Origin of the sequence: Flammeovirga aprica JL-4 (assembly GCF_012844305.1) — a bacterium.
In the GTDB taxonomy this organism is placed as follows: Bacteria; Bacteroidota; Bacteroidia; order Cytophagales; family Flammeovirgaceae; genus Flammeovirga; species Flammeovirga aprica.
The window spans coordinates 1-909 of record NZ_JABANE010000324.1 but is presented as its reverse complement, the minus strand read 5'-3'; the positions used below and the strand labels follow the sequence as shown (position 1 = coordinate 909).

Below are 909 nucleotides of genomic sequence, written 5' to 3'. Positions count from 1 at the left end.
CAACGTTCTCTTTGTTGACTTTACCACCAGTTGCCGGGAAGGCGTGCTTCTGGTTGGTCGCTTCTGCGCCTTCGTCCGGGCGGTCATCACCAGCACCACCAGCGGTCAGGTGCGGAACCTCGACAACTTCGAAGCCCATGACGTTACGGATAGAACCACGCTCAGGGTCAATCAGAGCCGCATAGTTCGCAGCGTTAGGCATCAGAGCCGCCAGAATCGCAGAGTACACGTCGGGGGTGGTGTAGAACGTACGGTCGTTCGCCGGGACGTAGTTCTTGGTCAGAGCCGCACGAGCAATGGTCAGCTGCGCAATAACCGCTTGGCCCAGCTTGACCGGGTCGGTCAGGTCAGCCTTAGCGCCAACTTCCAGCATGGACGGTTTTCCCAGACCAGCGATGTTCTCGTTGACGGAATCAGCGAGGTTAACCAGACCAGCCAGCTCAGCCAGTACCGCACCATCAGCTGCCATCGCCAGAGATTCACCAATCTGAGAGGTGTACTCGGAGCGCACGTCATAGTGGTTCATCGCGTCTTCGATGTCGTAAATCAGCACGTCCGCAGTCAGCAGGCCATCAATGTTAATGGTCTTCTCGGTGTGCTTGATGTCTTTACGTTTGTCATCCAGAGACTCGCCCGGTTGCAGGTAAGCAGCCTTGGTGCGGCCAATCACAGGGAACTGTGCGGACTTACCGGAGCTGATTTGACGCTGCATGTGACGGTTGGTGGTCACAGAGGTACGAGCGAATGCGGTCAGGACTTCACCGCCGAATACTTTCAGGAATAGCGCCAGCTTGTCTGCTGCGGATTGACCTTTACCTTGGTTAGTACCGAGCTGCTGTCCACCTTGCATGTTAGCCATGTTGAATCTCCTTATGTTGTTTACGAATAGAATTAGTCATTACGCTGCCC

At 55.3% G+C, this 909-nt stretch carries 1 protein-coding gene; it reads right to left on the bottom strand.

Annotation, left to right across the window (positions count from 1 at the left end; genetic code table 11):
* Nucleotides 1-859 (bottom strand): major capsid protein (locus HHU12_RS34160; protein WP_169661181.1); only part of this gene is annotated, 859 nt, incomplete at its 3' end.
* Nucleotides 860-909: the final 50 nt, after the last annotated feature.